Source organism: Labilibaculum sp. (assembly GCF_041595635.1).
Lineage (GTDB): Bacteria > Bacteroidota > Bacteroidia > Bacteroidales > Marinifilaceae > Labilibaculum.
The window spans coordinates 19409-43624 of sequence record NZ_JBFHJW010000035.1 but is presented as its reverse complement, the minus strand read 5'-3'; the positions used below and the strand labels follow the sequence as shown (position 1 = coordinate 43624).

The 24216-nt window shown below is 36.8% G+C and carries 22 protein-coding genes; 9 read left to right on the top strand and 13 right to left on the bottom strand.

Going from position 1 to position 24216, the window contains the following annotated elements; genetic code table 11:
- Positions 1-204: 204 nt before the first annotated feature.
- The 3 genes from ABYT26_RS11145 (at position 205) to ABYT26_RS11135 (ending at position 4900) form a co-directional block, all read left to right on the top strand.
- Complete coding sequence (locus tag ABYT26_RS11145; protein ID WP_372753857.1) at positions 205-2232, top strand: molybdopterin-dependent oxidoreductase; 2028 nt, start codon at positions 205-207, stop codon at positions 2230-2232.
- Positions 2233-2257: 25 nt separating this feature from the next.
- On the top strand, positions 2258-3592 hold the full coding sequence (locus tag ABYT26_RS11140; protein ID WP_372753855.1) for a 4Fe-4S dicluster domain-containing protein: 1335 nt from the start codon (positions 2258-2260) through the stop codon (positions 3590-3592).
- 141 nt (positions 3593-3733) lie between these two features.
- Positions 3734-4900 carry a PLP-dependent aspartate aminotransferase family protein gene (locus tag ABYT26_RS11135; RefSeq protein ID WP_372753853.1) on the top strand — a complete coding sequence of 389 codons (1167 nt, stop codon included), beginning with the start codon at positions 3734-3736 and terminating at the stop codon, positions 4898-4900.
- Positions 4901-4963: 63 nt separating this feature from the next.
- On the opposite strand, the gene rmuC is transcribed toward ABYT26_RS11135, so the two are convergent.
- The 3 genes from rmuC to ABYT26_RS11120 form a co-directional block, all read right to left on the bottom strand.
- Entirely contained in the window at positions 4964-6334 is a 1371-nt protein-coding gene (rmuC, locus tag ABYT26_RS11130; protein ID WP_372753851.1) for a DNA recombination protein RmuC, read from the bottom strand.
- Positions 6335-6382: 48 nt separating this feature from the next.
- Positions 6383-7156 (bottom strand): UDP-2,3-diacylglucosamine diphosphatase, encoded by a 774-nt coding sequence (locus ABYT26_RS11125; RefSeq protein ID WP_372753849.1) that lies wholly within the window; start codon positions 7154-7156, stop codon positions 6383-6385.
- 149 nt (positions 7157-7305) lie between these two features.
- Entirely contained in the window at positions 7306-8460 is a 1155-nt protein-coding gene (locus tag ABYT26_RS11120) for a redoxin domain-containing protein (RefSeq protein WP_372753847.1), read from the bottom strand.
- Positions 8461-8897: 437 nt separating this feature from the next.
- Here ABYT26_RS11120 and ABYT26_RS11115 point away from each other — a divergent pair, with 437 nt between their 5' ends.
- The gene (locus ABYT26_RS11115; protein WP_372753845.1) at positions 8898-9827 is read left to right on the top strand and encodes a bifunctional riboflavin kinase/FAD synthetase; all 930 of its coding nucleotides are present in this window, start codon (positions 8898-8900) and stop codon (positions 9825-9827) included.
- 56 nt (positions 9828-9883) lie between these two features.
- Here the strand turns inward: ABYT26_RS11115 and ABYT26_RS11110 are convergent, their stop codons facing one another.
- On the bottom strand, positions 9884-12412 hold the full coding sequence (locus ABYT26_RS11110) for a sodium-translocating pyrophosphatase (RefSeq protein ID WP_372753843.1): 2529 nt from the start codon (positions 12410-12412) through the stop codon (positions 9884-9886).
- A gap of 190 nt (positions 12413-12602) precedes the next feature.
- Entirely contained in the window at positions 12603-13067 is a 465-nt protein-coding gene (locus ABYT26_RS11105) for a hypothetical protein (RefSeq protein WP_372753841.1), read from the bottom strand.
- A 93-nt stretch (positions 13068-13160) separates the two neighbouring features.
- Between ABYT26_RS11105 and ABYT26_RS11100 the strand changes: the two genes are divergently transcribed.
- The 3 genes from ABYT26_RS11100 to ABYT26_RS11090 all read left to right on the top strand — a co-directional run bounded on the left by ABYT26_RS11100 (position 13161) and on the right by ABYT26_RS11090 (position 14684).
- The gene (locus tag ABYT26_RS11100; protein WP_372753839.1) at positions 13161-13607 is read left to right on the top strand and encodes a hypothetical protein; all 447 of its coding nucleotides are present in this window, start codon (positions 13161-13163) and stop codon (positions 13605-13607) included.
- A gap of 175 nt (positions 13608-13782) precedes the next feature.
- Positions 13783-14256: a transcription elongation factor GreA gene (greA, locus tag ABYT26_RS11095; protein ID WP_372753837.1), complete on the top strand. Its 474-nt coding sequence runs from the start codon at positions 13783-13785 to the stop codon at positions 14254-14256.
- A 32-nt stretch (positions 14257-14288) separates the two neighbouring features.
- On the top strand, positions 14289-14684 hold the full coding sequence (locus ABYT26_RS11090) for an HIT family protein (protein WP_372753835.1): 396 nt from the start codon (positions 14289-14291) through the stop codon (positions 14682-14684).
- Positions 14685-14755: 71 nt separating this feature from the next.
- Here the strand turns inward: ABYT26_RS11090 and ruvC are convergent, their stop codons facing one another.
- The 7 genes from ruvC to rplU form a co-directional block, all read right to left on the bottom strand.
- Positions 14756-15307 carry a crossover junction endodeoxyribonuclease RuvC gene (gene ruvC, locus ABYT26_RS11085; RefSeq protein WP_372753833.1) on the bottom strand — a complete coding sequence of 184 codons (552 nt, stop codon included), beginning with the start codon at positions 15305-15307 and terminating at the stop codon, positions 14756-14758.
- On the bottom strand, positions 15300-16193 hold the full coding sequence (locus tag ABYT26_RS11080) for a DMT family transporter (protein ID WP_372753831.1): 894 nt from the start codon (positions 16191-16193) through the stop codon (positions 15300-15302). The genes ruvC and ABYT26_RS11080 overlap by 8 nt, the downstream gene beginning before the upstream one ends.
- 10 nt (positions 16194-16203) lie before the next feature.
- Entirely contained in the window at positions 16204-16506 is a 303-nt protein-coding gene (locus ABYT26_RS11075; RefSeq protein WP_372753829.1) for a DUF4286 family protein, read from the bottom strand.
- A gap of 39 nt (positions 16507-16545) precedes the next feature.
- Entirely contained in the window at positions 16546-18363 is a 1818-nt protein-coding gene (locus ABYT26_RS11070) for a tetratricopeptide repeat protein (RefSeq protein ID WP_372753827.1), read from the bottom strand.
- Between the two features lie 90 nt (positions 18364-18453).
- Entirely contained in the window at positions 18454-19728 is a 1275-nt protein-coding gene (gene serS, locus ABYT26_RS11065) for a serine--tRNA ligase (RefSeq protein ID WP_372753825.1), read from the bottom strand.
- A 116-nt stretch (positions 19729-19844) separates the two neighbouring features.
- Positions 19845-20105, bottom strand: a complete 261-nt coding sequence (gene rpmA / locus ABYT26_RS11060) for a 50S ribosomal protein L27 (protein WP_372753823.1) — start codon at positions 20103-20105, stop codon at positions 19845-19847.
- 19 nt (positions 20106-20124) lie between these two features.
- Positions 20125-20436, bottom strand: a complete 312-nt coding sequence (gene rplU, locus ABYT26_RS11055) for a 50S ribosomal protein L21 (protein WP_372753821.1) — start codon at positions 20434-20436, stop codon at positions 20125-20127.
- A gap of 481 nt (positions 20437-20917) precedes the next feature.
- Between rplU and ABYT26_RS11050 the strand changes: the two genes are divergently transcribed.
- Positions 20918-21526: a bifunctional nuclease domain-containing protein gene (locus tag ABYT26_RS11050; protein ID WP_372753819.1), complete on the top strand. Its 609-nt coding sequence runs from the start codon at positions 20918-20920 to the stop codon at positions 21524-21526.
- A 119-nt stretch (positions 21527-21645) separates the two neighbouring features.
- Here ABYT26_RS11050 and ABYT26_RS11045 read toward each other — a convergent pair whose 3' ends face one another.
- Positions 21646-22902, bottom strand: coding sequence for a nucleoside permease (locus tag ABYT26_RS11045; RefSeq protein ID WP_372753818.1), 1257 nt, complete (start codon positions 22900-22902; stop codon positions 21646-21648).
- Between the two features lie 338 nt (positions 22903-23240).
- On the opposite strand from ABYT26_RS11045, the gene ABYT26_RS11040 reads away from it, so the two are divergent.
- Positions 23241-24206, top strand: coding sequence for a nucleoside recognition domain-containing protein (locus ABYT26_RS11040; protein ID WP_372753816.1), 966 nt, complete (start codon positions 23241-23243; stop codon positions 24204-24206).
- Positions 24207-24216: the final 10 nt, after the last annotated feature.

Sequence of the window (24216 nt, the reverse complement as noted above, 5' to 3'; positions counted from 1 at the left end):
TGTCGTGTCCGAATTTAAAAAGGGCGTGTCCCTACGGGATTTCGTTTTTTGAATTGAAATTGTTCCAATATTATTTTTGATTTCATTTTTTAGGACATGCTACGGTGTGTCTGTAAGGTTCATTAATTACAATTGCATGATCAAACAGGTTTTTCCTTGCAATTTTTTTGCGTAATTTTTCGCCGAATTTAATCCCCAGCATCAATGAAGTTAGTTTCCTCTGTTTGTCCACGAAATTGTTACAGCACCTGCAGCCTAAAAGTGCGGGTCGAAAACAATCGGGTAACGGGTATTGAAGCGCACGGCGAAAATCGGGCCACACCCGAAGGACCTTGCATAAAAGGCTTGGCTTATGTAGAGCGAGCCAATTCGAAAAGCAGAATACTATATCCGCAAAAGCGAGTAGCCGAAGGAAAATACCAGCGCATTTCCTGGGAGGAAGCATTGGATACCATCGTCGCAAAACTAACTGCTTGTAAAGAAAAATTCGGCCCACATTCTGTCTTGTATTTTGCATCGAGTGGAATGTCGGGCTTGCTGAACGGGGTGAGCACGAATTTCTGGAAGCTCTTTGGAGGAGCTACTACCACCTATGGGAATTTGTGTTGGCCTGCAGGCTTGGAGGCTACTCGACTAACCTTGGGAGCCAACAAGCACAATGCTCCTTGGGATGTAGAGCATGCAAAATTGATTGTTTTGTGGGGGAAAAATCCAGTGGAAACCAACATTCAGGAAATGATGCCTATTGAGAAAGCCCAGCAAAAAGGCGCACACTTGGTGGTTATCGATCCCAGAAGAACGCCATCTGCCGAACGTGCCAACAGCTTGTTTCAGATCAAGTCGGGAACCGATGCAGCTTTGGCCTTGGGTTTGGCACGAGAAATTATAGCTAATGATTCGATAGATGAGGAATTCATCGAAAAATATGTGTTGGGATTTGAGCAGTTTAAAGCTCGGGTAGAAGAATATACGCTTGAGAAAGTCTCGGAGATCTGCAGAATTTCGGGTGCAGGCATTAAAGAGCTAGCCAAAGAAATTGGAACAAGCGAAGCCATGACTCTGATTCCTGGTTATGGATTGCAACGTTACGAAAATGGCGGTCAGACTACGCGCTGTATTTTAGCACTATCGGTGATAACCGGAAACATAGGAAAAAAAGGAGCTTGCTGGCATTATGCCAATTTGCAATCTTATGTGTTTGATGATTTGAAGGAACCCGAATCCTACTTTCCAGGATGTGAGCATCCTAGTTTTCGAAGGGAAATTTCGGTTGCCAAATTGGGTGCAGATTTATTGCAGATTATAAATCCAGAAGTGAAATTTATTTGGGTAGAGAGAGGGAACCCGCTTTCTCAGAACCCAGATACCAATGCCATACGTAAGGCATTTCGGAAGGCAGACTTTCGGGTAGTGGTAGAGCAATTCATGACCGATACTGCTTACGAGGCCGATTTGATTTTGCCAGCAAAAAATATGTTTGAGCAATCGGATTTGGTGGGTTCGTATTGGAATCCGTATGTGCAGCTGAAGCAAAAAGTACTGGAACCTGCCGGAGAAGTGAAGCCTGAAAGTGAGATTTACTATTTACTGGCTCAAAAGCTTGGTTTTAGTAAGGAGGAAATTAGAAAAAATATACCAGAGCCAAACGATGAGGCTATTGAAGACTATTTGAATGGATTTCTGGATGAATTTCCGGAATTGAGTTTAGAGAAATTGAAAGAAGGTCCTCAATTGGCTGATTCTTATGAGGAGATTCCTTTTGCCGATTATCAATTCCCAACGCCATCGGGAAAAATAGAATTGTATAGCCAACAAGCCAAAGAATTATGGGGAATCGATTCTTTGCCCAATTATGTGCCATTAGCTGAGCAGAAGGATTTTCCTTTGCAATTGATATCTCCCAACTCTCGAAACCGCATTCATTCTCAGTTTGGAAATTTAGAGGTAATCAAGCAATTTGAACCCGAAGCCTGTTTGTTGGTTCATCCGCTGGATGCAGAGGGGAGAGGAATAGAGAATTTGGAACGCATAAAGCTCTTTAATCACAAAGGAAATGCAGAGGTAAAAGTGCAATTCGATTTGGGTTTGCGACGAGGAAATGTAGTGCTTACTAATGGACATTGGGCTATTAATGGTGCCGCACCCAACCTCTTTACTACCGGCAAAGAAACTGATATTGGGCATGGAACGGCTTTTCATAACACTTGGGTTGATATGAAGAAAATTAAGTAGTAGTAATTGCTAATTTTAAAGAATCGTGACTAAAAATTCATTCATATTCGATACTAATAAATGTGTGGGTTGCATGGCTTGTGTTGCTGGCTGCAGCATAGAAAATGGCACTGGCTTGCAGATGAACTGGCGAGAGGTAAACAGCCACAACAAATTAAAGCATCCCAGCTTGCCAGTTTTCCATTTTTCTTTGGCTTGCAATCATTGCGAGGATGCACCCTGCATGAAAAATTGTCCAGCTTTGGCTTACACGCGCGACGAAAAAACAGGCGCTATTATTCATCATGCCGAAGCCTGTATTGGTTGTACCTATTGTACTTGGGCTTGCCCTTACGATGCACCTAAATTTAATCCGCTTACCCAGATTGTTGAGAAATGCAATTTTTGTGTCGATAGGATTTCTGAGGACAAGCAGCCAGCATGTGTTGCGGCTTGTCCGGTGGGCGCACTGTCTTTCGGGCAGGAAGAAGTTATCGAAGAAAATCATCTGATGCCAGGTTTTGTGAATGTTGGCATTAAACCATCCATACAGCTTATTCCCTTGCGGGATGAGCACACTAGTCCTGCCATTGAAAATTTGGATGCGGAGGCAATCAGCCTTGAAAAACTAGAAACTTATCTGCCCAAGGAAAAATCGAAAGTGAATTTGGATAAGGAATGGACACTAGTGCTTTTCACCTTGGTGGTTGCTGCATTGGTGAGTTGGCAGACATCGCATTTGTTGGCAGGTATGAAAATGTCTTTGCTTCCTTTTGTCGCGATTTCTCTTGTTGCCATTGGCTTAACATCTTTTCATATAGGTAAGAAATTGCGCATGTGGCGATTTATTCTCAATCTAAAAGGCTCCTGGCTGAGTCGTGAAATTTTCTCTTTTTCTGCTTTCCTCGGATTTACGAGTCTGCATATTGTTACCGAAAACCAAATGATTGGCTACTTCTCGTTGGCTTTTGGGATTTTCAGCTTGATTGCTGTAGATAAAGTCTATCAGTTTTTGAAAAGAAAGGACGAATTGCCTTTTCATTCGTCCATGGTGAGCGCAACAGCATTTCTTTTCTTTGCTTTTCTTTCTGATGTTCACATTCTCTTGGAATTGATGATTTTGGCTAAAGGAAGTTTGTACATCTGGCGAAAGCTGGTTCTACAGAAAAAAGAAATTACCTATTTCCCGGTGCTTTCTCTGCTGAGGATTCTCTGTCTATTTGTTGCTTACTTTTTTTACAATTTATCGTGGGAATTTGCCGTCACAATTTCATTCCTGATTATCTTTACAGGAGAAATTATCGATAGAGCTGAATTTTATTACGAATCGGATGTGATAACGCCAGCAAAAGAATTGCAAAATACAAATTATAAGGCGTAATATATTACCACATAAAGAGAGACGCAATGCACTGCGTCTTATTTGTTATGAATGTGGTAAAATATTCGATTTTCAAACTCCTAACTTTCGGGATAAAGGAGAAAAAAAATCTCTATTGAAAGAAAATTAGAATAGATCAAAATGAAAAAAATCAACGCATCGCACACGCCGCTTTATCGCGAAGCTGGCTTTAATCTACAAAATTCAGAACGAGCAAAGGCCGCCTTTGCAGCAGAAGCGGAAAATAATCATGAACCTGAGGATTACATCTATTCCAGATATCGCAACCCGACCGTTGTGGCTACAGAGAAACAAATTATGGAGTTGGAAGGATGCAAATGGGCTATGTTGATGGAAACAGGAATGGCCGCTATTGATGTGGCGGTATCTATTTTTCAAAAAGGAGCCAAAACTCGTCCCTGGTTGTTCTTTCATGAAATTTATGGAGGAACGAATTCTTTTATCGATACAGTACTTATTAAAAGAAGAAATTTAGATGTGCATCGTTTTTATGCCAAGGAAGGTTTGTATGATTTTGAGGAATTGGAGCGAATGTTGAAGGAGATTCAACCCGAATTTCTGTATTTCGAAGCGGTTTCGAATCCTATGTTGATTGTTGCCGATGTAAAACGCATTATGGCTTTGGCTAAACAGTACAAGGCAAAAATTATTGTGGACAACACTTTTGGAACACCTTACCTTTGGAAACCATTGATGGATGGTGCCGATTTGGTGATTCATTCGGTAACTAAATATTTAAGCGGACATGGAAACATTAGCGCTGGTGTTGTTTGTGGTAACGATGAGGAGCTATTGAAAGAAGCTCTGGAATACCGAAAATGGGCCGGTCATTTCTTAAGTCCTGATGACGCCTACCGATTGGGAACACAACTTAAAACTTTCGAATTGCGTTTCGACCAACATTGTAAGAATGCCTTGGAATTGGCTCAATTCATGGAGAAACATCCGAAGATTGAAAGGGTATTGTATCCGGGATTAGAATCGCATCCCACCCGAAAAGAGGCTGTGGCTTTGTTTGGCGATAAAGGCTTTGGTGGCATGATCACCTTCGATATTAAAGGCGATTCCGATGAGGACAAGCGAGAAAAATGCAAGCGTTTTGTGGCGGCTTTGGAAAATCACATTCCCTTGGTGCCTACCTTGGGCGAAGTAGATTCTATTCTTCTACCTGTTGAACCAGTTTGGGGTGCAAAATATCCTTTGCCAGGTGTCATTCGTTTATCTGTAGGAATTGAGAATATCGAGAAATTAAAAGGCTGCATTGGTGATGCTTTGGAAAATATTTAATATACAATGCATAATTTATAGGGTCACCACATGTGGTGACCCTATAAATTATACATTTGCCGTTTATTGAATGGCATCTCTTTCGTTAATTTGGTCGATTAAAGACTGCGGTAATTTCTTTTTTACTTTGGCACCTAATTCTCGTATTTTTTCAGCTCGACCAACTAGGTTACCACTACCATCGTATAGTTTTTTCATGGCATCCTGATAGCTGTTTTTCGAGGTGTCCATTTGTTTGCCAAGTTTTACCATATCATCTACAAAACCAACAAATTTGTCGTAAAGCAAACCACCTTGTTTGGCTATTTCCAGCACATTTCGGTTTTGCAGTTCTTGTTTCCAGATAGAGGCAATGGTGCGCAATGTTGCCAGCAGGGTAGATGGACTTACAATCACAATTTTATTGTCCCAGGCATAATTAAATAGCTCCTGATCGTACTGAACGGCCATGGCAAAAGAGGATTCTATGGGCACAAACATCAGAACAAAGTCGGGAGAATTTAGCGAAGCAGAACTTTGGTAATGCTTATCGGCTAACTCTTTTACATGTGCTTTCATCGACAGAATATGTTCTTTCTGAAATTTTTCGGCATCTGCATCACCCATTGAATTCACATATCGCTCATAGGCAATCAAGGAAACTTTCGAATCTACAATAACATGTTTTTCATCCGGAAGATAGATGATCACATCCGGTCGAATGCTTTTACCTTCACCATTTTGCATCACCACTTCACGTTCGTATTCTTCTCCTTTGGTCAGTCCCGATCGTTCTAAAATTCGTTCCAGAACCACTTCGCCCCAGTTTCCTTGCTTTTTCACATCGCCTTTTAAGGCTTTAGTAAGGTTGTTGGCTTCATCGCTAATTTTAGAATTCAGCTCATACAATTTTTTCACTTCTTCCTTTAAACTGATTTTATCGCGCAGTTCACGATCGTAGGTTTCTTCCACTTTCTTCTCAAACAGCACCAACTTTTCCTTGATAGGCCCCATAATATCACTCATGTTTTTCTGATTCGATGAGGTGAATTCTTTGGTGTTTTCCTTGAGAATTTTGGTAGCAATATTTTCAAATTCAGTAGTGAATTTCTTTTGCAGATCTTCCAACTCTTGTTTCTGCGAAGTCAATCGTTCCTCTAAATTCTTTTGTTCGGTGGCTGATATGGAAACAGCGCGCGTTAGTTCTTCATTTTTTTGACGTTCAGCAACTAAATTTTCGTTCCAGTCCTCTTTCTCACATTGTAAGTTCAACGCACGTTCTTCGAGCATGGATTGTTTGTGCGTCAGCTCATTTTTTTCTTTGATAAAAGCATTTTCCTGTATCAACAATTCCTCGCGGTGAAGAACTGCCTGATGGGTAATCTTTTTTCTAAAAATTAACCAGCCAATGATTAATCCTTTCACAATCCCGATAGCGATGTATACGATATTCATTTTTAATTTTTTTTATCAAAAAGTGCCTTTGTATTTAACAGTAGTTGCCTATTTTATAGTAGAGGTTGGTTTTTCGAAATTTTTCAATTCCATTTTATTTCCATCAAAAACAGCATAGGTAAAGTGAGTTACCCAATCGCCGGTATTAATGTATCTACTTTTTCCATTTAAATCAATATCAGATGGCCAGTGCCTGTGTCCAAAAACGAAGTAGTCGAAATGTTCTTTTTGAAGTTCATCTTTTGCAAACAAAACCAACCATTCTTTGTCCACGCCTCTAAAAGCGGCAGCTTCTACCTGTCCATTGCTAAGTCGGCTGTGTCCCGACCATTTGTGAGCCAGCCAAATTGCAAAGTTAGGGTGAATTCGAGCAAAGGCCCATTGTAAAAAGGAGCTGGTAAAAATTTTCTTTAGAAATTTGTAGCCTTTGTCGTAAGGACCTAAGCCATCGCCGTGAGCGAGAAAAAATTTCTTGCCTTTAAGTTCTGTTTTCACGATGTCGCGATGAACAATTACACCAGTTTCACTAGATAAGTAATCGAAAACCCAAATGTCGTGATTACCCGTAAAAAAGTGAACAGGAATTCCCGAATCGGTAATTTCGGCAATTTTACCCAAAAAGCGAGTAAATCCACGAGGAACAGCTCGTTTGTATTCAAACCAGAAGTCGAATATGTCTCCCATTAAGTAGATTACTTCGGCATCCTCTTTTACCTGATCGAGCCATTTGACAAATAATTTTTCGCGTTCACGATTGTTCTGTAAAGAGGGAGCACCTAGGTGCACATCCGAGGCAAAGTATATTTTTTTATTTTTACTCATTAAAAAAACGAAATTATCAGAATGTAAATGCAGTACGAAAGTTTTAGCTTAATCTTTGGTACCTGTATTGTATATATTTAAAAAGCCTTAAGTTAGCAATAATCATCGATAACTTAAGGCAATCATATATTTTGAGAGAGTTGAAAAATTTATTTCACGTACTCAGCAACTTTTTCTTCCAAGGCTAATCCGTAAAGGTTTTTGCCTACAATTTCACCTGTTTGATCGATTAAGTAATTTGCTGGAACTTTTTGGATATTATAAAGTTGAAGTGCCTTTAAACTTCCTGTTTCTAAATCACAAACATTTATCCAGTTCAATTGATCTTGAGCAATTGCCTTTTTCCATGCATTTTCATTCTGATCAACAGAAATCTGATATATTTCCAATCCTTTTTTGTGGTATTTGTTGTATACTTTTTTTAATGTTTGGTTTTGCTTGCGCGAATTAGCATCCTGTGAAGCCCAATAACTCAAGACAATGAATTTTCCTTTCAAAGAGCTTAGTTTTATTTCTTCTCCTTGGTTGTTTGGCAAAATAATGTCTGGAAAGTTGCTTCCTTTTGCTTCGATTAATTTTGCCATTTTAAGGTTGTTTAATCGTTTCTCAAGTTCCTCATAGTTTCTCAGAATAGCTTTTGTGTATTGGTGATTGGGATAAAGTGCTTTCATCGATGAGGCTACAATTTTCACAAAATTGATATCATCATTTTGATTCAATGTGAAAGTTTTATCGTCTATTTTTTGGTACAAAGCCATATAACTTGCCAATGAAGTTGCATTTTTCATGATGAAATCAATGGAGAAATCTCTTTGACTCTGAAGAGTTTCTATATAGTCGGCTAATAGATTCTGAGAAATACTGGAATAGTCAGCATCATTTTTCTTCTCCTCTAAATTCTTACGTATGCTTTCAAGTTTTGCTTTTGTTTCGTTCAGTTTATTATTTAATTCTTGAACCAATAAAGAGCCTTTTGATCCTTCAACAGTATATTTAGTGCCCATTTCATCAGCTTGACTCTTAACTGTAATTTTTTCGTTGGCCTCTCCCAGTAGAGTAATTAACTTACCATTCGATAATCTAAGCAAATAAAATTCTGGAAGGCTGTCGCTTACTTTAAATGAAAAAGTTCCGTCTTCGTCTAATTTAAGTGAATCCAAAGATTCAATTCCTGAAGTATTTAATCTGTCAAAATAAATTGTTTTGCCTTGGGCATTGTCAATTTCACCTTCCACTTTAACAACATCTTTTTGACTACAAGCCCCTAATAAAAGAATTGGTAGGGCTAATAAAAATTTTTTCATATGAATAGTTTTCTTTGTTTGGGTTTACAATTTATTGAATTTTTACAGGCTAAACTTTCGAATTTATTTACTTAGTGTTTGATCTTCATGTTTTTACATTCTTACAAAGATCAGGTATCATATTCTGACATGAATATTTTCGAAAATTAAACGGGAAATTTACTAATAATTTCCTGTATAATCATTATTATTCGACGTACCAGTTTAATTTGATTTTACCTGATGTGATCTTAGGTAAAAAGTTTGATCCGACTTGTTATTTTGATCCGTTTTTTTAAATTCAATTCGATATTGCCAAGTCGAACTTAGTTCCTGAAATTTTCATATTTTTGCAGCAGTAGATCAAAATTTACCTGCTTTTTACTGGCTTGAAAAATTATAAGTTGTAAGGAGAAAGAGCTGGAGAATAACTTTGATTGAATAATTTCTGATCGCTCATGAAAATATATACAGATTTAAAAAATTTTAAAGCAATAAATCCTGTTGTTACTATTGGTACTTTTGATGGTGTACATTTGGGGCACCGAAAAGTAATTCGTCGTTTGCAGGAGTTAGCCAATAAAGTGAAAGGTGAAACGGTTATTTTTACTTTTTATCCTCATCCACGATTGGTTTTAAATCCAGAGGAGACAGGATTGCGCTTGATCAATACTTTGGAAGAAAAAAAAGTTTTGCTCGAGGATGCGGGTATCGATCATTTAGTGATTTTTCCCTTTACCAAAGAATTTTCGAAATTAACTTACGTAGAATTTGTAGAACAGATTTTAGTGAAACAGTTGGGTATGAAATATCTGGTGGTTGGTTACGATCATCGTTTTGGTCACAACCGGGAAGGAAAATATGAAGATTTAAAGATTTTTGCCGATCAACTAGATTTTAAAATTGAGCGCCAGGAAGTTTTAAACATGAATGCCATAAATGTAAGTTCTACAAAAATTAGGAATTCGATTGCTGATGGTGATATTCAAATGGCAAATAAATATTTGGGGTATCGCTTTTTTATCAAAGGAGATGTGATTGATGGAAAAAAATTAGGACACACCATTGGATTTCCAACTGCGAATATCGATCCTCAGGAAAGTTATAAGCTTGTTCCCAAAGATGGAGTTTATGCTGTTAAAGTAGATGTTGAGGATCAGCGTTACCTGGGAATGCTAAACATTGGCGTTCGTCCTACGGTAAACAATCAGCTCGATAATCGCTCCATAGAAGTCCATATTTTAGATTTTAATAAAGACATTTATTACAAGAACATTACCATACATTTTTATCAACGCATTCGGGATGAGCAGTTTTTTAACTCCATTGATGAATTAAAAGCACAGTTGGCAAAAGATAAAATCGAGGTGACTAATTTGTTGGGATAAACAAGTAAAAATAAAGAAAAAGACCCCGAAGAGATTCTCCGGGGTAGTTATTATCTTCAATTTTTGGATTTACTTGTGGTTTTGTGGCTAACTTTTTCTTGATGATTCGTACCCAGTTGAGCCTTATGTTGGGCACTTGAATGAGAAGTAGCTGTATTTTTCTTGCTTGGAATTCTCATACCATAGAACGATCGGTAGACAAAAATCAAACCAATTACTAAAAAAACGACTCCTATGTAAGGGGCAATATTTGGTTCCCCAGTCTTATCTGCATTTACAATTAACTCTATAGCAATTTCTGCGGCGAGTAATCCAAATAAGGTGGAGAATTTAATAATCGGATTTAAGGCTACCGAAGAGGTGTCTTTGTAAGGATCTCCAACAGTATCACCAATAATTGTTGCATCGTGTAAAGCTGTGTTTTTTTCTTTCAAGTCGACTTCTACTACTTTCTTTGCATTATCCCAAGCACCACCGGCATTGGCCATATACATGGCTTGAAACAGACCAAAAATGGCAATGGATATTAGGTAAGCAACAAAGAAGTTAGGACTAAAAAATGCAAATGCCAAGGTCAGACAAAGAATCACAGCAAAAATGTTCCACATTCCTGTTTGTGCATATTGCGTACAAATTTTCACTACGTTTTTAGAGTCCTGTAAATCGGCTTCCGATTTTTCCAGGTTTATATTTTTTTTGATATATTCTACCGCACGGTATGCTCCTGTGGTTACTGCTTGTATAGAGGCTCCCGAAAACCAATAAATAACAGCTCCGCCAGTAATTAAGCCTAGAATAACCGAAGGATCGGTCAACTGAATTCTTAGTAAGGATTCTCCATTGGAAAGAATAGTGCCTTTAAGTAAGAGAATAATCGCAAAAATCATGGTGGTAGCACCAATTACAGCTGTTCCAATTAAAACGGGTTTAGCAGTGGCTTTAAAAGTGTTTCCAGCAGAATCATTTTCTTCTAAGTTATGTTTTCCGCTTTCAAAATTAGGTTCGAAACCAAATTCCTTATAAATTTCTTCCTTGATGTTCGGAATCTTTTCTATTTGTGACAATTCAAATACTGATTGAGCATTGTCGGTAACAGGTCCGTAGCTATCCACAGCAATGGTAACAGGTCCCATTCCTAGAAAACCAAAGGCAACCAAACCAAAGGCAAATATGCCTGGATAGTCTCCAAAGGCAGAAATATCCTTAACGGTGTAAAAAGCAATGGCCATTAATGCCATCATGACCAATCCTTTCCAAAAGGCCGAAAAATTTCCGGCTACCATTCCTGAAAGAATAGTTAGAGAAGCACCACCTTCGCGAGAAGCAGTTACTATTTCCTGAACGTGACGGGAGCTTGAGCTGGTAAAGGATTTGGTTAGTTCTGGAATAATGGCAGCTGCCAATGTTCCACAGGAAATAATGGTTGAAAGCTTCCACCACAAGCCTTCCGGTAGATTGGCGATTAAAATGTTACTGAGAAGGTAAGTCATCATTATGGAGATGATAGAAGTAATCCATACCAATGAAGTTAGTGGAGCTTCGAAATTAAAATGATCAGCTTGGCTGTATTTTGCTTTTGCGATGATTTGATTGATTAGGTAAGCAAATACAGAGGTGAAAATCATCATTATACGCATGGCAAAAATCCAGACAATTAAAGTCGATGCAAAACCAACATTAGGTATTAAGCCGGTTTCACCAAACATTAAGATGATGAAAGTTATTAAAGCAACACCTGTAACACCATAAGTTTCGAATCCATCGGCAGTAGGACCAACGCTATCACCCGCATTATCACCAGTACAGTCAGCAATTACACCAGGATTTCTAGGATCATCTTCACCAATTTTGAATACAATTTTCATTAAATCAGCTCCGATATCTGCTATTTTAGTGAAAATACCACCTGCAATTCTCAGTGCCGAAGCTCCTAAGGATTCTCCAATGGCAAATCCTACAAAACAGGCTCCTGCACTTTCGCCCGGAATAAAAAGCAAGATGGCAATCATCATGATTAATTCTACACAAATAAGTAGAAGGCCAACACTCATTCCTGCCTGCAAGGGTATGGACATTACATCGAATGGTTTTTGCTTGAGAGCTGCGAATGTTGTACGGCTATTGGCATAGGTGTTAATTCTTATTCCGAACCAAGCAACACCGTAGGATCCTAATATTCCCAAAACAGTCCAGAGCAAAATTAGTAAGGTTTTTGGAATAGAAACATGTGCCAAACCAATAAAATAGTAGGAGATAGCAACACCAATAATCAGAAAGAGAATGATTAAAAATTTACCTTGCTGCAAAAGGTAGGTTTTACAGGTTTCGTAAATAATATTGGAAACCTTTGCCATGGAATGATGCACTGGAAGCTTTTTAATTTTGTTGAATTGAATCAATCCAAACAGTAATCCCAATGCAATTACAACAATACCATAAAATAGCAGGTTCCAACCATTCACACCTCCTAAACCGGTAAAAATACTTTGCCTTAAGTCGGGGACAACTAAATCGGCTTCACTTGCAAAACTTCTTAATGGATTAATTAAACCTCCGAATGCAAGTAAGAATAATGCTTTTTTCATAGGATAGAAATTAATTTAATGAAGTAAATTTCTTATCAAATTATGCATTATTGTACAGTGAAACAAGCGTTTTATCTATTATAATTTCATAAAAAGATTTTTATAAATATTGATCGTGTGTTGATTTTATTATCTTTAGGATGTGTGAAGTAAGTTTAGATCGAAAATCTATAAGTTGTTACTTTTTCAATTAATTTCGAACGGTTAATGTGTTTTTAGATGATGAGTAAGTAGCGGAGTAAGCTTTTAATCCGCAAGTTGCTTCCGAATCATCAAAAGGCCATCCTCCAGTTAAAATACTAAATTTACTGCCACAAGTAGGGCATTCTACATAGGTGCCATAAATTTCAAGATGGTCATCATCTTCGTCGTTATCATTTGTGCAAGAAGCATCATATACCTCAAACTCAGAAGTACTAGTTCGTATAACAATATAGCCATGGCCGTTGTATCCATCTGATGTTCCAATTTCATCGAAGTAAACAGCATTACCTACTGAGTTTAACTCACTGTAGTAGTTCAGATAAATTGTTCCACTCACATAAGAGTAGGGGATGTCACAATCTTCATCTGAAGTGTAAGTGCAGGAATAAAAAGTGAATACCGACAGAAGGAAAAGAAAAAAAATTAGTAAATTTGATTTGTAAGAGTTCATTGTAGATTTAGTTTTTCTAGATAACGCATCTAATTTTGTTTTATTACTTGGCGCATGTAAAACTAAATGTTTTAATCTATTTTATTGCTTTATATGGATGATTCTTGGGGAAATATAATCTACCTGATTGCGATGGCAATTTTTATTGTTTTTGGCGCATTAAAGAAAAAGAAACCATCGGTAGCCGTGCATCCTCCTGATGAAGGTGAGATTCAAGAGCCAGAAAATATTGATCAAAAATCAGGATTTGATTCCGTTTTAGAAACTTTATTGGGGGGCGAAATACCCAAACCATACGTTCAACCAGAGGAAGAGATCCTGCCTGATCGAGAGGAATCGATGATGGAGGAATATGCTAGACTAGAGAAAATAAAAGAGGAAGCGCGTGGGGAGACAAAAAAGGATTCTATTCTGGCAGGTTTAAAAACCATTTATGCCAAAACAGAGGATAGGATGGAGGTAGAAGAAAATGAATTAGACCAAATTGATTGGCGGCAAGCAATAATTTACAGGGAAATATTAGATAAAAAGTATAATTAACACAAAAAAGTTTACTTTTATCCTTTCCCATAAAATAATGAAGGAAAGGATAATTTTATACTGAATTTGTATATTTGCATCCGGAAGAGTTTCGAATAATCGAAATTCTTTTTGTTTTTATAGATCGTTAGTGATCACGAGAATAGAATTGTAAGAATTTAAATAGGAGGATATTATGTCTGGTTATTCATATGTAACAGCTGAAGGACTTAAAAAATTAAGAGCAGAATTGGAAAAACTAGAGACGATTGATCGTCCGAATATTTCCAAACAAATTGGTGAAGCTATCGACAAAGGAGATTTGTCGGAAAATGCAGAATACGATGCTGCCAAAGAAGCGCAAGGTTTACTTGAGGCAAAAATTGCACAATTGCGTGGTATTGTTGCCAATAGTCGGATTATTGATGAAACGAAAATTGATACTTCGAAAGTGCAAATGATGACTAAAGTGACCATCAAAAATCAAAAAAATGGAGCTGTAATGGCTTACACTTTAGTATCTGAAACAGAGGCCGATTTTAAAAAAGGAAAACTATCCATTAACACGCCTATTGCTAAAGGCTTGATCGGTAAGGTGATTGGTGATGTGGTTGAAATACAGGTTCCTAATGGTTTAATTCCATTCGAAATTATTGATATTTCATTGTAAATAAATCAATACTTACTCCTAAATAGTAAATTATGGCTTCAATATTCGCAAAAATCGTAAAGGGCGAAATTCCTTGTCACAAAGTAGCTGAAGATGAAAAATATCTTGCCTTTTTGGATATCAATCCTCTGGCAATGGGGCACACTCTTGTGATCCCCAAACAAGAAGTGGATTATATTTTTGATTTGGATGATGAACTTTTATGTGGCTTGCATCTTTTTGCCAAACGAGTGGCAAAAGCTATTGAGACTGCCATTCCATGTGAACGAATAGGCGTTGCTGTGATTGGTCTTGATGTGCCACACACCCATATTCATTTGGTTCCTATTAATAAGATTGGCGATTTAAATTTTGCGAATCCTAAAGTAGATGTTTCAGCTGATGATTTGGCGGCTATTGCTGCTAAAATTAGTGCTGCATTTCACTAGAATTAATGCCATCTTATAAAATTGGCTACTTGTATAGCGGCTTTTTTTATGCGATAAAGTTTAAGGTAGATCTATTTTACCCGATCAGGGTTTTTCTTTACGAAATCTGCCCAATTGCTTGCCTTGTTTTTTGTTTCTATAGTTTTGCCTTGAAAAAAATGACACATCGCAATGGCGAGAGCATCTGTTTCATCCGTACTTTGAGGAAAATCTTTTAGTTTGAAAAATCGTTGGAGAATGGTTGCTAATTGTTCTTTCGAGGCTGTTCCTGTTCCTGTAATGGCCAGCTTAATTTTTCGTGGAGCATATTCAAAAATAGGAATATTACGATGCAATGCTGCAGATATGGCGACTCCCTGTGCTCGACCTAATTTCAGCATCGATTGTACATTTTTGCCAAAAAATTGGGATTCTATGGCTAATTCATCGGGTTTATATTCGTCGATGACCTGTAAAGTACGTTGGAAAATTTTTTGGAGTTTGAGATAGGGATCGCTAATTTTTTTAAGATCGAGAACACCTGAAACTAAAATTTGTGGTTTTCTGTTAACCACTCGTATTAGTCCATAGCCCATTAAGTTGGTGCCAGGGTCGATTCCCATAATGATTCTATCGTTACTCAATTGAATTTGATTTTTGAATGATTTTTTGCAAAATAATGCCGAAAATGATTAGCACAAGACCAGCTAAAGTGCTAAGGTAAATAGATTCTCCGATAATTAGATGAATAAATAGCAAGGAAAGAAATGGACTCAAAAACACCAGATTTCCTATTTTGTCGGTTGAGCTAGTATATTTGAGAGCTTTTAACCAAAAAATAAAGGCAATACCGCATTCCATCAGCCCAATGTATACTGCTGCGAAAAAACTTTTGTTATCGGGAAGGTTGAATTTCGAAAATACCAGGAGAAAAAGGAGTATATAAACAAAACCAAATGCAAAGTTGAGAAAGAGTTTTACTTTTTCTTCCCTTTGATCGCGAATATTGTAGATCCAAAAAAGAGCCCAAAGTACCGAGCTGGAAAGGGCAAGGACTACACCTAAAGTATTGGGAGTTTCGATGGAAGAAAAGGATCCTTTATTGGCAATGATTACTACACCCGAAAAACTTAGCAATATGCAAATAACACTTTTCCAGCCAATTTTTTGATGTAAAAGAGGAATGGAAAGGAGAACCAAACTGATGGGCCAAATGTAATTCAGGCTCAATGCAATTTGAGCCGGAAGTATTGCATAGGCTTTAAAAAGAACCAGATAGTAAAGAAAAGGATTTAAAAAACCTAGTGTAGCAGATTTTAAATAGTCCTTAGTATTTCCGGCAAAAACAGTTTTAAATTGTGATGTAAAGGCAAGTAAGCTACCTAAAAAAAGCATGGCTACTCCCGAGGATATCAATAAAAGGTGAAGGAAATCCATGCCCTGTAAGGCAATTTTAAAAGCTGTGGCAACGGTCGACCAGCAAATAATTGCCGATAGGGCATAAATGTATGCTTTTTTTTGAGTGTTCATTTTTTAGAGGTTAAGCTTCTTTTAGTAGAGAGGAAAAACTAGGAATGTTATTTTGGTATTTTGCGTTAAAAACAGCCGTGATTCGGGCTTCGAAACTGTTGTGGTATTTTTTAAATTGTTCCTTGTCAGGAAACAGTAATTGAAGTGAATAGGTAATTCCCCTATCTTCGGTAGTTACCATAACTTTGCAAAAATAGCTTGTCGTGAAAGTTTGTGTCTCCTTTAGTAAAGGAATGAATTGTTTCTTCATCCATTCGCAAAAAGAAGTCTCCATAGAATCTTCTATAAGATAACTGGTATTATAAATAATCATTGCAGGTCGATTTTTTGTTTGGGCAAAGGTATTTAAATTTTACCTTCTTAATTGATTTAATTTTTTGAGAGCTTCCACCGAGAATATGCTGTTGGAATATTCTGTCACGATCTTTTTAAAATTGACCATTGCTTTTTCTTTCTTTTTCTCTTCTTCGTAAAGTTCTGCTTGCTTAAATAGTGCTTTTGCAGCTAAGCTTTCGTAAGGATGTTCTTCAATAATTTTTGACAAGCACAAAAGAGCCTGTTCTGTATTATTTCCCTTCCTGTAGATTTCAAATTTTAAGTAGTAAACTTCATCTGTAAGCGAATGTCCAGGATGATTTTTTAGTAACTCATCTAACTTGCTGATGGCTAAAGAATCCTTTTTCTGATAGATTAAAAATTCTGCTTCTGCATAAATTTTCATGGCCGTATAAGTGGTATCTAAACTTGTGTTGTTGCTTATCAATTGAGAAAGAGCAAGAGCGTCGTTGGCAATTAGTTTAGAGGTACTTCCCTTTAGAGCATCTAGCTGAGCTTTTGCCCATTTCAATTCGCCCATATAGTAAGAAACTTTTGCCTTTTTATATTTTGCTTCAAAGCCAATTGGGTTATTTTTATTCGATTTCTCGATCTGAGCATAGAGCAATATTGCATCCCATTTTTCATCTGCAAAGAGCATGATATCTGCCAATTCAAGTTTTAGTTCCGATTCTTTCTGTTGAGGAAGACCTCCAGTGTTCAATGCTTTTTTAAGAATAGCAATTGCTTCGCTTGATTGATTCAGATAAAAGGAATTGATATGAGCATATTGTATAATAGCACTGCTGGTGAGGGAAACATCTTTTTTCTGATCGAGGAACTGTTCATATTTTTTTGAGAGTTCGGTCCAAACCAAAATTGAATCGGCTGATTGTTTTTGAAAAATTAGATATTGTGTTTCTAAATATCCCATTTGGGCAGTCAAATAATTGCGTGAGCTTGGCCCTTTTGCAATAATTTGTTGGTAACATCGAAGGGCAGTTTCAAAGTCATCATTTGTTCGTGCAGCTGTAGCCAAATAAATCAGACGATAGCCATCTTCATTGCCCATTAAATCGATGGCTTTTGCTTGTCTAAAGGCTGCTTTAAATTGCTTTTTCTGCATAAAGTACCATTGCAGTAATTCTTTGTAGGTTATATTGCTGGTTTCGGTTTGTATTTTTTGTAGCAATTGATTTTTCAGGATGGGATCCAAGCTAGAATCAATATCTTGTAAAAGAGCAGATTGCAGATGGTTTTGAATGCTATTTAGCTGCGATGAATCTATAGAAAGGGCGAGTAGGTATTCGGTAACCATTTTTTCAAAATTCCTTTGCGATAAAAATATATTGGCCATTTCGAGATGAAAAAGATTTTCTTCTTGCATCAGAATTCGCCCTTTTTGGTAGGTTCTAATGGCAAAATCATATTCTCGTTTTCGAATAAAGGCATTTGCTGTGTTAGTGATTTCACTTTTGATGGGAGCGAGGTCATCTAAGACTTCATTGTATTGTTGCAAGTTTTCATCATTTCTACCTGCTTTTTGGTACAAATAGCCCAAATCGATTTTAAAACTTTGATCATCTGGATTTTTCTTAATTTCCTTTTTTATGGATCTCTCGGCTTCCTGATAATCTTCCAGCTGAATTAAACAGTCAATGTAGTAGTTAAAATAGGTTCTCGATCGGGTAATTTTGTGCAAATTAAAGAAGAGGGAAGACGCAGGTTTGTATTCTTTATCGCGAAAGAAATTAAAGGCCAGCTGACTTTCTGTTTGGAGGTTATTTTGCGAAAAGGCTGATTGCGATCCAAAAATAGAAAACAGAATTAGAATATGTAAGATGAATTTTTTCAAAGCAGGATTATTTTTTAATGATACTAGATTCAAAAATATAAAAAAAGCCCGGTTGTTGAGAACCAGGCTTTAAAATTCAGTAAATATCTTTTAGTTGATGATCTCGAATCCTGTGTAAGGAATCAAGGCCTTTGGAATTTTAATTCCTTCAGGAGTTTGATTGTTTTCAAGCAAAGCAGCCACAATTCTAGGCAATGCCAAAGCACTTCCATTTAGGGTGTGAGCTAGTTCTGGTTTTTTCATGTCTTTGCCTTTGAATCGTAATTTTAAACGATTCGCCTGGTAAGCTTCAAAATTCGATACCGAACTTACTTCTAACCATTTGTCTTGAGCAGCCGAAAACACTTCAAAATCGAAGGTTAATGCAGCAGTGAAGCTTGTATCGCCACCACACAAACGAAGCAAACGATAAGGAAGTTCTAATTTCATGATGATATTTTCTACGTGAGCTACCATTCCCTCTAAAGCTTCGTATGACCTATCGGGATGTTGTAGTTGTACGATTTCTACTTTGTCGAATTGGTGAAGGCGATTTAAACCACGAACATCTTTTCCGTAGGATCCGGCTTCTCTTCTGAAACAAGCAGAGTAAGCGGTGTTCTTCACGGGAAAATCTTCTTCTTTTAAGATTACATCGCGGTAAATATTGGTGACAGGAACTTCGGCAGTAGGAATTAAGTAAAGGTTGTCTTCAGTAACATGATACATTTGTCCTTCCTTATCTGGCAATTGACCTGTTCCGTATCCTGAAGCTTCGTTCACTACTAATGGAGGAATAACTTCTTCGTATCCAGCTTTTCGGTTTTCATCTAAAAAGAAATTAATTAAAGCTCGTTGAAGAATAGCGCCTTTGCCTCTGTACAAAGGAAAACCTGCTCCAGTAATTTTATTTCCTAATTCAAAATCAATAATGTTGTATTGTTTGGCCAATTCCCAGTGAGGAATCGCCTTAGCGTGAAGTGTTGGAAATTCTCCACAGGTTTTTTCAACAACATTATCTTCTTCACCTTTTCCAGCAGGAACCGATGCATGTGGAGTATTTGGAATTTGTAGTAATAATTCAGTCAATTCTTGAACGGTTGAATTCTGAATTGTCGTCAATTCGGCAATTAGATCTTTCAGTTTTCCCGTGTGAGCTTTAGCAGAATTAGCCTCTTCAGTCTTACCACTTTTAAAAAGTAGTCCAATTTCTTTCGATAAAGCGTTCATTTCAGCCAAAGTAGAATCTAGTTTTACTTGGGTGTCTTTTCTTTGTTCGTCAAGAATAATAATTTTACCGATGATTTCTGTTGCATCGAAATTCTTGATCTTTAATGCCTTAATGGCTTCGTCCTTATTTTCCTGTATGTATTTTAGGCTTAGCATCCGTGTCGTATGTAAATGATTATATCTAAAACTTTCAGGATGTAAAAATAAAAAAATCTCCTGTCTTTATACTGAAATAAAGCAGGAGATTATAATATTATTTAAAGCTAAATAACCTATTCAGCTAAAGGCTCTATAGAAACAAAAGATTTGTGATCTTTTTTCTTTTTGAAAACTACAGTTCCTGGAATAAGTGCGAAAAGAGTGTGATCTTTACCCATACCTACATTTTCACCAGGATTGTGTTTTGTTCCTCTTTGACGAACAAGGATATTTCCAGCTTTGGCTACTTGGCCACCGAAAATTTTAACTCCTAATCGCTTACTTTCCGATTCTCTACCGTTTCTAGAACTACCGGCTCCTTTTTTATGTGCCATTTTGTTATATTTTTAAGGATTAAGCAACAATTTCTTCAATTTGAATTTGTGAAAGGTCCTGACGGTGTCCGTTCAGTTTTCTGTATCCTTTTCTTCTTTTCTTTTTGAATACTTTTACCTTATCACCTCTCATGTGAGATATAACTTTAGCAGTTACTTTAGCTCCTTCAACTGTTGGAGCACCAACTACAACCTCACCATTATTATCCACTAAAAGTACTTTAGGGAATTCAACCTGTCCGCCTTCTTCGGCAGATAGTCTGTGAACGAAAATCTTTTGGTCTTTTTCTACTTTGAATTGCTGACCAGCGATTTCTACAATTACGTACATTATTTCTAATTTTACGGTTTGTTCCAGGGGGTGGGCCATTTTAAACTCTAAATTTACCTCTTGGTGAACCCCCGAAGAATTTTATTTCGGACTGCAAAAATAAAAAAGAATAAGGGATAAACAAAGTTTTCTTGCTATAAATGAATCGTTTTGCTTAATTTTTAGCTTAGTGAAAGTATTTCCACTTGTTTTTAGCTGAAAATTAAATCTGAATTAAAGTTTCCATCTTTAGGTTTGGATTTCTTTAGTGATAATATGTATCTTCATGTGGAAGCTTTAGGAAACTATCTACAAGTTCTTTCATTTCTTAAAGGTAAGAAGGATCTTACTAAGGAAAGTTTGCAAAAAAAATATTTTGTAAGTAGGGGTAAATCAGCTATTCACGCTTATTGTAAGAGTAAGTCTTGACTTGCTTGTAATGATGTAATTAGAACAATTCTTATATTTGTTTATTGTTAGCTGGAAAAAAAGGGATGTTTTTATGGGCAAAATAAAACTCAATGTTTTAGGATTATCGTATAGTCAGACTCAAACAGGAGCTTATGCTTTGGTGTTGTCTGAAGAGAATGGAGATCGTAGAATTCCAATAATAATAGGAGGTGTAGAGGCTCAATCAATTGCTATTCAGTTGGAGGAGCTGGAACCACCGCGTCCCTTGACTCATGATCTTTTTAAAAGTTTTGCAGAAGCATTTGCTGTGGATATTGTAGAAGTAAATATTTATCGTTTGGAAGAAGGAATATTTTATTCAGAGTTAATTTGCGAAAAAGGTCCTAATCGAATCAGGATTGATTCTCGAACTTCCGACGCTGTGGCAATTGCTTTGCGTTTTAGATGTCCGATTTATACAACAGAAGATATTATCGAAAAGGCAGGAATTGTATTGAGCATAGAAGGAGAGGCTCACGAAAAATCAATTGCCTCGCCGCAGGAAACCGAAGAAACGGGTTCTGGTAAAAGAAATCAGTTTAGTGATTATTCTCTCTCTCAACTTTCAGGTATGCTCGAGGATGCCATTCGGGATGAAGATTATGAAAAAGCTTCTCTAATTCGAGATGAAATTCGGAATAGAGGAGAGTCTATAGCGTAGAAAATTACTATATGATAGTAGCAAAAAGAGCAAGTGAAAACTTGCTCTTTTTTTATGAATTTTACTTTCTAAAATAAGTTTTTACTAAAGACTTATTTTAGTGTAATCATGGGAATCATCTAGTGATTTAAATCAGCGATCAGTTTGGGATCGTGTTTGTGTTTAAATAGGATGGCAAAGAAAATGGCAATTACTAAGGAGTAAATTGCGAAAGTATTCCAAATGTCCATCCACATAAAATTTTCATTGCTATCAGTAAAGAAACTTCCTATAATGATACCACTGAGCCAAGAACCTAATATGGCTCCAAATCCATTGGTCATCATCATAAATAAACCTTGAGCACTTGATCTCATGCTGGAATCGCATTGTGTCTCAACGAATAGCGAGCCAGAAATATTGAAGAAATCGAATGCCATCCCGTAAACAATACAAGAAAGAATAATCATCCATAATCCTCCTGCAGGGTCGCCGTATGCAAACAAGGCAAAACGCAGTACCCAAGCTATCATCGAAATTAGCATCACCTTTTTAATTCCAAATCGTTTTAAGAAAAAGGGAATAGCTAGAATAAATAAGGTTTCGGATATTTGGGAAATGGACATGATAATGGTGGAATAACGCACCACAAAGGAATCGGCAAATTCTGGAATTTTCTCGAATTCAGAAAGGAATCGATCGCCATACATATTGGTTAACTGCAGAGCGGCTCCTAAAAACATCGAAAAAATAAAAAACAAGGCCATTTTATAGTTTTTAAATAGCTTAAATGCATTCAAACCAAGCATTTCGCTTATTGATTTATTCTCGTTGTTTTTGCCTTGAGGTTTACACTCTGGCATGGTGAAAGAATAAATTGCTAAAAGAACCGAAACAAAAGCTGCTATGTAAAATTGGTTTTCTGAAGCTTTAAATCCGGCAAGATTGGTTACCCACATGGCGGCAATAAATCCGATGGTTCCCCAAACACGAATAGGAGGAAATACTTTAATAACATCGAAATTATTATTTTTTAGAATGGTGTAGGAAATGGAATTCATTAAAGCGATGGTTGGCATATAACAAATCATTGCAACTAGAATTATGCTGATAAAAAGGGTAGAGTCGTTAATTTGAGGCAAGTAAGCCATGGCGATAGCACCCAATAAATGAAGTATTCCATATAGTTTCTCTGCATTCATCCAACGATCAGCAATAATTCCCGTTAGTGTTGGCATAAATAAAGATGAAATTCCTAAGGTAGAAAATACAGCTCCAAATTCTTCGGGAGACCAATGCATGGTCCCAAACCAATAATTAGCAATTGTTATCAACCATGAACCCCAAATGAAGAATTGCAGGAAATTCATTAATATCAGACGATTTTTTATACCCATAACGAAAATTTTAAAATATTAGGTTAGTACTTGTTATGTTTTATCGATTATTGGTTGTTTGTGTAGTATCGATTTAAAAAATCACAGGAAGAATTATATTTAGGAATGAATTCTTAGGCGGTATGATTTTCAAAATGCTCAAAACTAAGTAAAAAAATAGATTCTTAAAACAATGCAGATCTCTTTTTATCGCAATCAAATAGAGACCTTTTTGTATTCTAATGTATTAGCATGGTTTGTTTCTGAATTTCTTTTGTGAAATTTCAAGCATATTATCCCGAGGAGTGAGAATAAATGATAGAAAAAAGTATTTTTGTAGTTCATTCATTCTGTTTTAAATGGCACAGGCTAATTCAACACGGGCCAAGGGGCAATCAGTAAAAAATAAGTTTATTGAGTCGTTTGGTTATTCCATTCCAAAGGCATTCTCTACATCTAAATGGCTTTTGAGTATTATGATACCTGTATCTTTTGGCGTTCTACTGCTAAACTACACGGGAGTATTAGCTTATGTTTCGGGATATTTAACACCAGCTTTCGAGCTGATGGGTTTACCAGGTGAATCAGCCTTTGTTCTGTTAACCAGTATATTCACAAATATTTATACTGCTATTGCAGTAATCAGCAGCTTGGAATTGGAAGGAAGAGTTGTGACCATTTTAGCGGCTATGTGTTTGGTTTCACATGCTTTTGTAATTGAAACCGCTGTGTTGAAAAAAACAGGTTCAAGCGTGATTCGAATGATTCTTTTGCGTTTAGTAAGTAGTTTTGCACTTGGATTATTTTTAAATTGGATTTTGCCGGCAGAATCATTGCATACTCAGTCTGGTGGTATTGTTCTGCAGGAAAGTTTTCAAATCATGTTCATCGTTTGGTTGAAATCTTCACTTCTTTTGAGTGTAAAAGTGATTATTTTAATCAGTTTACTGATGATTTTGCAACGAATTCTTGAGGTTTTCGGTGTGATTAAATGGCTTTCGAGAATGTTAGCGCCTTTGCAATTAATTATGGGATTGCCTCATTCCACTTCTTTTTCATGGATTGTGGCTAATACTTTAGGCTTATCCTACGGTTCTGCAATTATGATTGAACAGGTTGACAAGGGAAAAATGACCAAACCTGAGGCTGATTTATTAAATCATCACATTGCAGTTTCGCATTCGCAACTGGAAGATCCTTTGCTGTTTGCAGCTATTGGAGTGCCACTTTTTTGGCTGATAATTCCTCGCTTTTTGTTGGGAGTTATTGTTGTTTGGTTGCACCGTTTCGAGCTATGGCTAAGAAATTCTGTAAATAGTTTTTAACTTTAAAAAT

What these genes read in the sequence shown, in the direction of transcription:
- ABYT26_RS11145 (WP_372753857.1), top strand. Translation starts at nt 205, where the DNA reads ATGAAGTTAGTTTCCTCTGTTTGTCCACGAAATTGTTACAGCACCTGC.
- ABYT26_RS11135 (WP_372753853.1), top strand. Translation starts at nt 3,734, where the DNA reads ATGAAAAAAATCAACGCATCGCACACGCCGCTTTATCGCGAAGCTGGC.
- rmuC (WP_372753851.1), bottom strand. Translation starts at nt 6,334, where the DNA reads ATGAATATCGTATACATCGCTATCGGGATTGTGAAAGGATTAATCATT.
- ABYT26_RS11125 (WP_372753849.1), bottom strand. Translation starts at nt 7,156, where the DNA reads ATGAGTAAAAATAAAAAAATATACTTTGCCTCGGATGTGCACCTAGGT.
- ABYT26_RS11120 (WP_372753847.1), bottom strand. Translation starts at nt 8,460, where the DNA reads ATGAAAAAATTTTTATTAGCCCTACCAATTCTTTTATTAGGGGCTTGT.
- ABYT26_RS11115 (WP_372753845.1), top strand. Translation starts at nt 8,898, where the DNA reads ATGAAAATATATACAGATTTAAAAAATTTTAAAGCAATAAATCCTGTT.
- ABYT26_RS11110 (WP_372753843.1), bottom strand. Translation starts at nt 12,412, where the DNA reads ATGAAAAAAGCATTATTCTTACTTGCATTCGGAGGTTTAATTAATCCA.
- ABYT26_RS11105 (WP_372753841.1), bottom strand. Translation starts at nt 13,067, where the DNA reads ATGAACTCTTACAAATCAAATTTACTAATTTTTTTTCTTTTCCTTCTG.
- ABYT26_RS11100 (WP_372753839.1), top strand. Translation starts at nt 13,161, where the DNA reads ATGGATGATTCTTGGGGAAATATAATCTACCTGATTGCGATGGCAATT.
- greA (WP_372753837.1), top strand. Translation starts at nt 13,783, where the DNA reads ATGTCTGGTTATTCATATGTAACAGCTGAAGGACTTAAAAAATTAAGA.
- ABYT26_RS11090 (WP_372753835.1), top strand. Translation starts at nt 14,289, where the DNA reads ATGGCTTCAATATTCGCAAAAATCGTAAAGGGCGAAATTCCTTGTCAC.
- ABYT26_RS11080 (WP_372753831.1), bottom strand. Translation starts at nt 16,193, where the DNA reads ATGAACACTCAAAAAAAAGCATACATTTATGCCCTATCGGCAATTATT.
- ABYT26_RS11075 (WP_372753829.1), bottom strand. Translation starts at nt 16,506, where the DNA reads ATGATTATTTATAATACCAGTTATCTTATAGAAGATTCTATGGAGACT.
- serS (WP_372753825.1), bottom strand. Translation starts at nt 19,728, where the DNA reads ATGCTAAGCCTAAAATACATACAGGAAAATAAGGACGAAGCCATTAAG.
- rpmA (WP_372753823.1), bottom strand. Translation starts at nt 20,105, where the DNA reads ATGGCACATAAAAAAGGAGCCGGTAGTTCTAGAAACGGTAGAGAATCG.
- rplU (WP_372753821.1), bottom strand. Translation starts at nt 20,436, where the DNA reads ATGTACGTAATTGTAGAAATCGCTGGTCAGCAATTCAAAGTAGAAAAA.
- ABYT26_RS11050 (WP_372753819.1), top strand. Translation starts at nt 20,918, where the DNA reads ATGGGCAAAATAAAACTCAATGTTTTAGGATTATCGTATAGTCAGACT.
- ABYT26_RS11045 (WP_372753818.1), bottom strand. Translation starts at nt 22,902, where the DNA reads ATGGGTATAAAAAATCGTCTGATATTAATGAATTTCCTGCAATTCTTC.
- ABYT26_RS11040 (WP_372753816.1), top strand. Translation starts at nt 23,241, where the DNA reads ATGGCACAGGCTAATTCAACACGGGCCAAGGGGCAATCAGTAAAAAAT.